This is a genomic window from Kocuria sp. KH4 (assembly GCF_053711175.1).
Genome location: NZ_JBSJYX010000007.1, coordinates 141,493 through 151,179, shown reverse-complemented (window position 1 = coordinate 151,179; position 9,687 = coordinate 141,493). Strand labels below are relative to the sequence as shown.

9 protein-coding genes are annotated in these 9,687 nt (G+C 70.0%); 3 read left to right on the top strand and 6 right to left on the bottom strand.

Annotation, left to right across the window (positions count from 1 at the left end; translation table 11 throughout):
* Positions 1–701: 701 nt before the first annotated feature.
* The 6 genes from ACWCOM_RS07850 to ACWCOM_RS07825 form a co-directional block, all read right to left on the bottom strand.
* Positions 702–1,181 (bottom strand): hypothetical protein, encoded by a 480-nt coding sequence (locus tag ACWCOM_RS07850; protein ID WP_454548183.1) that lies wholly within the window; start codon positions 1,179–1,181, stop codon positions 702–704.
* Between the two features lie 5 nt (positions 1,182–1,186).
* On the bottom strand, positions 1,187–2,662 hold the full coding sequence (locus ACWCOM_RS07845; RefSeq protein WP_454548189.1) for a carboxylesterase family protein: 1,476 nt from the start codon (positions 2,660–2,662) through the stop codon (positions 1,187–1,189).
* 188 nt (positions 2,663–2,850) lie between these two features.
* Positions 2,851–3,135, bottom strand: a complete 285-nt coding sequence (locus ACWCOM_RS07840; RefSeq protein ID WP_454548182.1) for a hypothetical protein — start codon at positions 3,133–3,135, stop codon at positions 2,851–2,853.
* Positions 3,136–3,177: 42 nt separating this feature from the next.
* Positions 3,178–4,584 (bottom strand): M20/M25/M40 family metallo-hydrolase, encoded by a 1,407-nt coding sequence (locus ACWCOM_RS07835; protein WP_454548181.1) that lies wholly within the window; start codon positions 4,582–4,584, stop codon positions 3,178–3,180.
* A complete protein-coding gene (locus ACWCOM_RS07830; protein ID WP_454548180.1) occupies positions 4,574–4,942 on the bottom strand; it encodes a hypothetical protein in 369 nt (122 codons plus the stop codon). The genes ACWCOM_RS07835 and ACWCOM_RS07830 overlap by 11 nt, the downstream gene beginning before the upstream one ends.
* 173 nt (positions 4,943–5,115) lie before the next feature.
* Positions 5,116–6,291, bottom strand: a complete 1,176-nt coding sequence (locus tag ACWCOM_RS07825) for a glutamate--cysteine ligase (RefSeq protein WP_454548179.1) — start codon at positions 6,289–6,291, stop codon at positions 5,116–5,118.
* A gap of 341 nt (positions 6,292–6,632) precedes the next feature.
* Between ACWCOM_RS07825 and ACWCOM_RS07820 the strand changes: the two genes are divergently transcribed.
* The 3 genes from ACWCOM_RS07820 (at position 6,633) to ACWCOM_RS07810 (ending at position 9,683) form a co-directional block, all read left to right on the top strand.
* Positions 6,633–7,349: a hemerythrin domain-containing protein gene (locus ACWCOM_RS07820; protein ID WP_454548178.1), complete on the top strand. Its 717-nt coding sequence runs from the start codon at positions 6,633–6,635 to the stop codon at positions 7,347–7,349.
* 247 nt (positions 7,350–7,596) lie between these two features.
* A complete protein-coding gene (locus ACWCOM_RS07815; protein ID WP_454548177.1) occupies positions 7,597–8,703 on the top strand; it encodes a glycosyltransferase in 1,107 nt (368 codons plus the stop codon).
* Positions 8,700–9,683: an FRG domain-containing protein gene (locus ACWCOM_RS07810; RefSeq protein WP_454548176.1), complete on the top strand. Its 984-nt coding sequence runs from the start codon at positions 8,700–8,702 to the stop codon at positions 9,681–9,683. Before ACWCOM_RS07815 ends, ACWCOM_RS07810 begins: the two co-directional genes overlap by 4 nt.
* The last annotated feature ends 4 nt before the right edge of the window (positions 9,684–9,687 follow it).

The following is a 9,687-nucleotide window of genomic DNA, read 5'->3' as shown; positions in this document are numbered from 1 at the left end:
AGGTCCTCACCCGTTGCCGGCTCACCCCCGTGGCCCGCACCGGAAGCGAGGTGATCCCCGACCCCCTGACCGCCCTCACCGCCTGACCCCTACGAAAGATCGCTACACCACTTCTCGGGGCTTGACCCGTGGCCGTGCGGCAGGTGCACTAGGCAGACGTAGCGGCTGGTGTGGTCCGCCAGCGTCCCGATTGCCGAGCGTCCCTTCAGCCCCACGATGAGGTCGTTCTTCCAGTCGTCGATCCGAACTCGCTCCTGGACCACGTCCGGGCGCTGGTCGATCAGCAGCCTCGGGGCGATGAAGCACGGGGTCCGCTAGTGCGGGCGCCGACGGCGCCGGCGCATTGACCGTCCCGTGCGCATCCGGGCTATCAGCCGCCGGTGCAGTCCGCGACGGGTGCCTTGGTAGAGCGCCTGGTAGATCGTCTCGCGGCACTGCCGAAGTAGTTTAGTACTTTACATATGGCCGGTTAGGGGACTGCCGGTGCTACGGGGCTCCGCTCGATAGGTGCTGTCTCGACTGCGAACGGCGGTGCCTGAGTGGCTCGACGTCCGCCGCCTCACGTGTGGCGCATTACAGGCTGATCGCCACGGAAATCCGGGGTTGACCCTGCGGTGGAACCAGCACCGATCATGCCTGGCGCGGACCGTGTCGCCGCGAGGGTTGTCTGTTGTGCAGGTCTCCAGTCGCTTGTGCAGCACCTAGGGTGTGGTGCGGTCCGCGTCGGGGTCTCCCTTGGCGAGGAGGATCTTCTCGGCGATGGCGGCTTCGGCGCTTTCCAGCAGCAGATAGACGATGCTGCCTGTCAGTGGGGCGAGGATCCAGGCGAGCAAGCCGGTGAGTAGCGTCCCCACCAGCCATCCTGCCCCCATGCCCAACCCGACGGAGAGGACGTTCATGCTCGTGCCCAGGGCCAGTGTCTGGGTGGGGTGCTGGGGCATCGGACGCCGGAAACCTCCGGAAAGCAGGCCTTCCAGGACCGTGAACGACAGGACAGCACCGGCCGCGTAGGCAAAGATCTCGGCCATCCCGGGTGTGCCGTGCAGGTTCTGCATCACTGCGAAGGTCACCGTGACGAGGATGGAGAACCCGAACGTGGTGCTCTCCCGGCCGACGGTGCTGCGCAGGGCTCTGAGTGTGGTCGGTCTCATACCGTGCTGGTCTGCCTGATCTGTTCCCATTCCGGTCACGATAGCGGTGTGACTTCCACAGGATGATGGTTCTGCGCGGGGGGCGTCGCCAAGTTCGATGTTGCCTGTGAGGGTGGCACACAGCGGGTGGGCGGGGCCGACGCCACCGCGGTGCCCCCAGCCCAGGTGGCGCTGGTCCGCCCGTTCGCCGTTGTCCAGGGCAGGTTCTGGGCACGCCGGTAGCTCAGTGCCCCCGGCACTCCGCCCTTGGCTCCCAGTGGGGTTCCGCGAGCAAAATCGGCCCACAACCGGCGTAGCTGGCGGCCGTGGGCGTCGATCTCCTCCCACTCGGCGCCGGCCACGAGTCCGGTGCCGGCCCAGGTGTGCTCGTGGCCGAAGAGCAGCGGCAGGTCGATGGCGTGGGCCGCCCCGTACTCGTTGCCGGCAGCGGCCCAGGAGATCTGATAGGTGTGGGCGGTGCCTCCGGCGAGCACATGGCGGGCGGCGAAGCGGCGGATCGCGGTGGAGTAGACCGCTGCGGTCACGTAGCGCACCACGGCGCGGCGGATCAGCGCCCCGACCACGGGCAGGCGGATCCACCGTTGCAGGGTGGTGGCGGTGGGGATGTGCAGTCGTGCTTCTTCGGTGGTGTGGCCGATGAGGACGTCGATGTGCGGAGCGGCGCGGTCCCAGGCCGCCTCGATCTCTTCTTCCTCGGGCAGGGGGTGGTGGCCGTACTGGGTGCCGAAGGCCATCGCGCCCATGAGCCCGAAGGTTGCGGCGTGGGCGGCGACCTCGGCTTGAAGGGCCACCACCTCGGCCACGGGGGTGTCGGCGGTGACGATCTCGGCCGCACGGTTCATGGCCTCGTTCATCGCGGCTCGTCCGCGGGTGATGCCCAGTGGGGGGCTTTGGAGAATGGCTCGGCGGAACAGTGGGGCGGCCTCGGGCGTAGCCATGAGGTGGGCCACCGCATCGGCCCCGGCGGACTGACCGAACGCGGTCACATTGTCCGGGTCCCCGCCGAAGGCGGCGATGTTGCGCTGCACCCACCGGAAGGCCTCGATCTGGTCCAGGAGCCCGAGGTTGGCCGGGCGGTGGTGGCCCGAGCCCAGATAGCCGAACAGCCCGAGTCGGTAGGTGACCGTCACGACCACCACGCGTTGTTCGGCGACCAGACGGGCCGGGTCCATGATCGCGGCGTCCCCGGCCCCAGTGGTGTAGGAGCCGCCGTGGATCCACACCATCACCGGCAGCATCTCTCCTGCTCCTACATCGCGGGGCAAGGTCACCGACAGCCGCTGGCAGTGCTCGTCCCGGGGGAGATCGCCCATGGCCCCGCCGAGGACCTCCTCCAGAAAAGGGGAACGAACTTGCGGGCAGGCCGGGGCCGGAGCGGTGGCGGCAAAGGGTTCCGCCCAGTCCGGTGCAGGGGTGGGGGCGGTGAACCGGCCGGCCGTGGCATAAGGAATCCCGGTCGCCCGGATGACTTCACCGTCGGTCCAGCCGTGGACGGGTCCACAGGGAGGCATGAACGATGTCATGGTGATCAGCTCCTGGCGACGACAGGTGACGTGGCCGCCTGCTGGACCCCACCCAGGCTAAAGCCGGAAGACTCTCCTGACCAGGGGTGGTGCGCTTTGCGCCCCCTCTGGCACCGGCAGGTCAGGTCACCGGCGATGTCGATGTCCTCCTGAAGGCGGGGCCCCGGGGCCGAGTTTTACTCCTCGGGTGTGGTGTCGGCGCCGTGGAGCAGGTCCCGGGTGTAGGGCAGCAGGGGCTGGTGGTGGGCCTCGAGCAGGTGGTTGGCGGCGTGGATGAGGATGTCGCGTTGGAAGGCCGGCAGGTGTAGGCACTGGTGCAGGTAGGCCTCGATCTCGAACTGCTCCACGCTCACACCCTGCCCGCGGTAGCCCGACCACAGGACGTGCAAGGTGAACTGCTCACGATCCATGGCCTCGCTCAGCAGCCAGGCTTGGGTGGACCCGGCGGTGGTGTCGTCCATCTGTCCCTCCCACGATGTCGGTCCGAAATCCTGTGCTGGGTCTTACCTGGTGGTGTGTCCGGTGTCGTGGTGTCCCAGGTCGTCCCAGAGGTGGGCCAAGGTGGCGGCCCCGGCGGTGAGCAGGTCGATGCGCACGCTCTCGTCGCTGTCGTGCCAGTTGTCCTCGACCAGCCCGGTGCCGAAGAAGACCACCGGCGCATCCAGTGCCGTGGCCAGCAGCGCGGCCGGCCCGCCGCCGGCATTGCCCATCCGCCCGACCTCCTCCACGGCGAAGCCGGCGGCCATGGCCCGCTCCAGGGCCCCGAGGATCGGGGTGTCGGGGGTGCGGTAGGCCTCCTGGGCGGTCTCGACCGAGATCGACAACTCGTACCCGTAGCCGTCCCCGACCCGATCGTCCACCCAGTGGCGCAACTGCTCGGCCACCTCGTGCACCTTCTGCCCGACCACGGTGCGGATGCTCAGGTCCATGGCAGCCATCGAGGGAATCGTCGCCCGTGAGACTCCGGCCGGGTCCCCGGCGACGAGGGCGATGACCTCCAGGGCCGGGCGTTCCCACAGCCTCTCCAGCACGGTGTAGCCGGTCTCGCCGCCGATGCTGCGGGTGTGGGAACGGGCCAGCCAGTCGGCCTCGTCGAAGGGCAGCGCGGCCAGTTCAGCCCGGCGGGCCGCGGGAATCTCGGGGACGCGGTCGTAGAAGCCGGGCAGGGTGATCCGGCCGTGCTCGTCATAGAGCTGGGCCAGCAACCGGCTGATCTCCAGGGCGGGGTTGGGGGCGACCCCGGAGACGGCCCCGCTGTGGATGTCGGTGTACGGACCGTAGACCTCCAGGCGCGCCCCGAGCATCCCGCGCACCCCGGTGCACAGTCCCGGGTGGTCGGCGCGCCACAGCAGAGTGTCGGAGAAGATCACCACATCGGCGGCCAGCTCCCGGGAGTGCTCGTCCAACAGCCCGGCCAGGGCGGGGGAGCCGGCCTCCTCCTCGCCCTCGACGAGGAACTTGACGTTCACCGCCGGGACCTTGCGCCCGGTGGCGGCCAGGTGCGCCCGGATGCCCCACAGGTGGGCGGTGACCTGGCCTTTGGCGTCGGAGGTGCCCCGGCCGTAGAGCCGCCCGTCGCGGGCCACCGGGTCGAAGGGGGAGGTTTGGTCCCAGTTCTGCTCCTTGACCGCGCGCACGTCGTGGTGGCTGTAGACCAGCACCGTCGGCGCCCCGGGGGACTCGCACCAGGACCCGTAGACGGCCGGGCCCTGCACCCCGTCCCAGATCTCCGTGGTCGGGAACCCGATCTCGCGCAACTGCCCGGCCAACCAGTGGGCCGACCGCAGAAGGTTGTGCTTGCGTTCTGGGACCCCGGCCACCGAGGGAATCCGCACCCACTCCACCAATCCGGCCAGCAGCTGATCGGTGTGGTCTGCCAGGTAGGTCGTGATGGCCTCATCAGCGGACATGACCGGCTCCTCTCCGGATCGCACCGGCCCACAGGGTCCGGGGCGCCGGGACAGCGTCGGCTCCCGAGCTCGACGAGGACGTCGGCGGCGCTGGAACCACCAACCCCACCGGGGAGAGGGACCCGTCGGGGTCGTGGTGGTCAATCTCCCAGAGCAGAAGGTCCACCGCGGAGGCTTCCCACGAGGTGGTTCCGGTCAGATCCACCAGCACCTTGAGACCGGCGGTGCGAGCCTGGGCCTGCTGGAGCACCCGTAGCACGAGCTGATGGTTGTCCTCGGTCAAGGTCCCGGTAACAACCAGATGCACCCCGTGGGTGACCGGGTCGATGCCGGTAAGCACGCTCAATTGCAGATCCATGGTGGTGGCTCCTTCGCCACGGGAACATGCGAGGCCGGCTGCTGGACCTGGTCCCAGGCTAGGCGCCCGGCATCGCGCTGACCAGGGCAGGCCTATTGCTGGTGCCCACCTCGGAGCATCAGGTGCGGATTACCGGATAGGGGGCCGGCTCCAGCGTGGCCGGTGGTGCACGCTCACATCGGCTTGGAGTGCGGTGCTGCCGTGCTCGTGCCGCCCAGATCCAGGGCGGCGGCGACCACGTCGTGGAGATCGTGGCGGGACGCATAGGCCTCGCGCTGTCGGCGGGCCCCTGTCCCTTCGCGCAGAATGGTCGCGACCACGGCCTGGACGTGCTCTTCCTCCCCGGCCTCGGACAGCACCGGGTGCAGCAGCTCCAGCAGCTCGGCCACCACCTCCCCAGCCGCGGCCGCCGTACCGGTTACGGGGCTCACCAGTTGGGCCTCGACCCCGGAACGGGCCGCACGCCAGGACCAAGCCCGCAGCTGGGTGACCCCCACCGGGGCCGGTGGCTCCCCGGCGGCCCAGGCGCGGGCGGCGGTCTCCACCAGGGCGCGCACCAGCGCGGCGATCACTGCGGCGTGGACCGGGTCCAGGCACACATCGGCCACCCGCACCTCCACGGTCGGGAAACGGGCCGAGAGCCGGGCGTCGAAGTAGATCATGCCGTCATCCAGCGGGACCCCGGAGTTCAGCAGGGACCGCACCTGTGAGTCGTACCCGGCCGCCGATCCGAAGATCTCACCGGCCCCGGCGGTGGGCCAGCGGGACCAGGCCTGGTACCGGTAGGACGCGAAACCGGTGTCCACGCCGTACCAGAACGGGGAGTTCGCGCTCAGCGCCAGCAGCACCGGCAGCCACACCCGGATCCGGTCCAGCACCGCCACCCCTTCCTCGCGGGAGGCGACGCCGACGTGCACGTGGAACCCGCAGGTCAGCTGCTCGGCGGCCAGCAATCCCACGTGCTGCTGGATCCGGCGGTAGCGGGCCTCCGGCACCAGGTGCGGCAGGTCAGCCGATACCGAGGTCGCCAACGCCACCGCCCGCCCACCCACAGCGCGGGCGGCCGCATCGGCCAACGTCCGGCCGGCCCGGATGGTGGCGATCTGGTCGTCCAGGGTGTGCTGGGGCGGGCTGACGACCTCGATCTGCTCCTGCTGCAGCTCCATCGTCAGGCCATGACCGGGGGACACGTCGGCCGGCTCCGCGACCGGGGGCACGGCGCCAGGAAGGTGCGTCGCCGAACCCGCGTGTTGTTCGTGGTGGTCGACCACCGCCTCGCCGGCGGCCAACGGCATCAGAGTCACCGCATCGACGAGCAACAGCTCCTCCTCCACACCGAAAGTCCGCACCAGATCCGCTCCTCGTCGACTGCCTTTCCACCATCGTGGGCCCCACAACGAGCAGGTGGAAGCCGCCAACCGGAAACCGGAGACCACGAGGACGCAAACACGCCGGTTCCCGCCGCAAGTCTTGTAGCAGGGGATTCCTGTGCGGATGGGGTCCACGTGTGCTTGACGACTGGCCGCTGGATGATGACGTTTATCTAAGTATTCTTACTGTGTTTTGCAGGTGCGGTCATCGGTGAGAACGCCACCACGGTGCGACGTGGCCGGGGTCGTGCGCCCGCCCGTACCCCGACGAGTGTCTCTGGTGAGGCGGCCCTGGAACGGGCCCTTTCGGAAAGGTCGTCATGATGAGATCCATCGCCGAGCAGAAGGTCGACGAGCTCGGGGGACGGTTGAGCGTGCTGACCCGGCAGCGGCGTGACCACGTCAAACTGGAGGACCTGTTGGAGGACCTCGAAGCCACCACCGGGTCGGCTCAGGGGCGGGTGCTGCTGCAGGTCTATCGCCTGGTGTTCCCGCACGCTTTCGCCGAGGAGGCCGTGCTGTGGCCGGTGATGCGCCGGGTCCTGCCGGACGGGCACGAGCTGACGCTGCAGGTGGAGCGGGAGCACCAAGAGGTCAACGAGCTGGTCACCGCCCTCGAGAGCCTGGAGGAGGGCGATCCGGCGCGGGAGCCGGTGCTGGCCCGGCTGGTCGAGGTGCTGCGGGAGGACGTGCGCGACGAGGAGGACGTCCTGCTCCCGCGGCTGCAGACGGCCCTGTGCCGAGCTCGACTGCGCGGACTCGGGCTGGCCTGGGAGGTGGTCCGGCGCACCGCGCCCACCCGGGCTCACCCCGTGGTGGCCCGGCGCCCGCCCGGCAACGTGGTCGCGGCCGTGCCCCTGTCGGTGCTGGACCGGGTCCGAGATCTCGTGGACGGGGCGGTGGCCCGCGGACCGGAGCGGGCAGCTCCCGCACTGCGCCGGATGAGCACGGGTCTGACCGGACTCACCCACCGGGTCGAGCGCCTGCCGGCCATGCGCCGGGGCGAGGATCCTTCCACGCGCCCGACGGGCCGCTGAGTCCCCACCGCGGGGCATCAGCCATCGGGCCGAGGACATCGGCGGTGGAACCCTCGCGCCGGAGTGGTCGTCGTGGCCGGCTCCTGTGGACTCCCTGGGGCACCGTCTGCGGCCTCCGGACGGGCCCGGGGGATCGAAGCAGCCGTTATCCGCAGAATGCTTGGCCTGCCGGGGATGCATGTGGTTAGGGTGAGGAGTGGTCGAGCAGCCGGCCCGCAGTGCGTCTCTGTCGACAAAGGATGCTCTTGTGGACCACACCGTCTTCCTGAAGGCTGACCGCCGTGATGAAGCCCCGGCCGAGGGGCCTCCCGGGCGCCCCGTCGCGGAGTCCCCCGCTTCCGGTTTTCTGGCCGATGCCCGTTACGTCCTGCCGCTGAAGTGGGCCGACGACGCCGACCTGGCAGGGCTCGCCCGCTACCTGGCCGAGGTCGTGACGTGGTTGCCCGTCACAGTCGTCGACGGCTCCGCCGCGGAGCTCTTCACCGCCCATCGCCGGGCGCTGCCGGAGTCGGTCGAGCACGTCCGCCCCGAGCCGTGGCCGGGAGCCAACGGCAAGGTCGCGGGCGTGATGAACGGCGTGCTCCGTGCCCGTGAGGAGCGGATCGTGGTGGCCGACGACGACGTGCGCCACACCCGGGTCACCCTGGAACGGATCGTGGGGCTGCTGGAGCAGGCCGAGGAGGTCCGTGCGCAGAACTACTACCTGGAACTGCCCTGGCAGGCCCGCTGGGACTCCGGGCGCGCCCTGCTCAAACGTGCCCTGGGCGGGGACTGGCCCGGCACCCTCGGGGTGCGCCGCTCGATCCTGCTCACCGCCGGCGGCTACGACGGTGACGTCCTGTTCGAGAACCTCGAGCTCGTCCGTACCGTGCGCGCGGCCGGTGGACGGGAAAGAGTGGCCCCGGACGTGCTGGTCGGCCGGGTGCCTCCCACGGTGTCCCACTTCCTCGGCCAGCGCGTCCGCCAGGCTTACGACGACTTCGCCCAGCCTCATCGTCTGCTCGCCGAGCTGTCCCTGCTGCCACTGATGTGCTGGGCCGTGCGGTACCCGGTTGGCTTGACCGCGGGGGCCCTCGCCGTGTGCGCGGTGGCCGAGACGGGTCGACGCCAAGCCGAGGGTGTCCGGGTCTTTCCTGCCGGCACCGTGCTGTGGGCTCCACTGTGGGTGCTGGAGCGGTCGGTGTGCGTGTGGGCGGCCGTGGCTGTCCGGGCGCGCGGCGGGGTGACCTACGCGGGTGCCCGGTTGCGCACCGCCGGGCACTCCCGGGCCGCCCTGCGCCAGCGCCTGCGTCACCGGAGCAAGGAACCGCCGCTGCTCGACGCCGGCACGGGGCAGGCGAAGAGCCGGTGGTGAGCACGGGGAAGGATGCCGCTGGTGCGGACTCGGTCATCGAAATCGACGACGACGACCTGTACGGGCTGATCGCGGCCCTGACCCACAACGACTGGCAACCCTCCGGCGGAAGCCTGCGGATCAACGTGGTGTACCGTGGCCACGCCCTCGCCGACCGGGACTTGGACACCAGTCTCTTCCGGCTCCGGGGCTCCTCGAGCGAGCAGATCGAGCCGCACATCCTGCGCAACTTCCGCAAGTACGCCGCCCGGGACACCTCCCCGGGAGACTCGGATTGGAACTGGCTGTCCGTGGCGCAGCACCACGGGCTGCCCACCCGGTTGCTGGACTGGTCGAACTCTCCCTATGTGGCCCTGCACTTCGCCACCGCGGACCCGCACTGCTACAAGATGCCTGGCGCGGTGTGGTGCGTGGACTACGCCGCGGTGCACGAACTGTTGCCGGCGCCGCTGCGCGAAGAGATCACCGCGCATGCGGCGGGGTTGTTCACCACCGACATGCTGGGGCGGGTCGCCTACAGCATGGCCGACTTCGACCGGTTCCAGGACCAGCACGGGCGGCCGGTCCCGCTGTTCTTCGAGCCCCCGTCCCTGGACGAGCGGATCGTGAACCAAGCGGCGGTCTTTTCCGCCATGTCCGCGGCCACGGGCTCCCTGCACGAGTGGCTGGGCGAGCATCCTGAGCTCTACCGGAAGGTGGTCATTCCCCCCGGGCTGAAGTGGCGGATCCGTGATCACCTGGACCAGGCGAATATGACCGAGCGCGTCCTCTTTCCCGGCCTCGACGGTCTATGCCGCTGGCTGGGCCGCTACTACGGGCCCCGTCCGGAAGGGGAGGGCCGAGCGGAGCCGGCCTCACCGGCGATGGGCGACGAGCCAGGGTCGCTGCTCGGCCCGCCGGAGATGCCCCAGCCGGGGCCTCGGGGGCAGGAGATGGACGGGCAGCCGACGAACGGGCAGGAGACCGACAATGTGCAGTGAAGAC

Coding starts and splice junctions, on each gene's coding strand:
- ACWCOM_RS07850 (WP_454548183.1), bottom strand. CDS start 1,181: ATGGGAACAGATCAGGCAGACCAGCACGGTATGAGACCGACCACACTC.
- ACWCOM_RS07845 (WP_454548189.1), bottom strand. CDS start 2,662: ATGCCTCCCTGTGGACCCGTCCACGGCTGGACCGACGGTGAAGTCATC.
- ACWCOM_RS07840 (WP_454548182.1), bottom strand. CDS start 3,135: ATGGACGACACCACCGCCGGGTCCACCCAAGCCTGGCTGCTGAGCGAG.
- ACWCOM_RS07835 (WP_454548181.1), bottom strand. CDS start 4,584: ATGTCCGCTGATGAGGCCATCACGACCTACCTGGCAGACCACACCGAT.
- ACWCOM_RS07830 (WP_454548180.1), bottom strand. CDS start 4,942: ATGGATCTGCAATTGAGCGTGCTTACCGGCATCGACCCGGTCACCCAC.
- ACWCOM_RS07820 (WP_454548178.1), top strand. CDS start 6,633: ATGATGAGATCCATCGCCGAGCAGAAGGTCGACGAGCTCGGGGGACGG.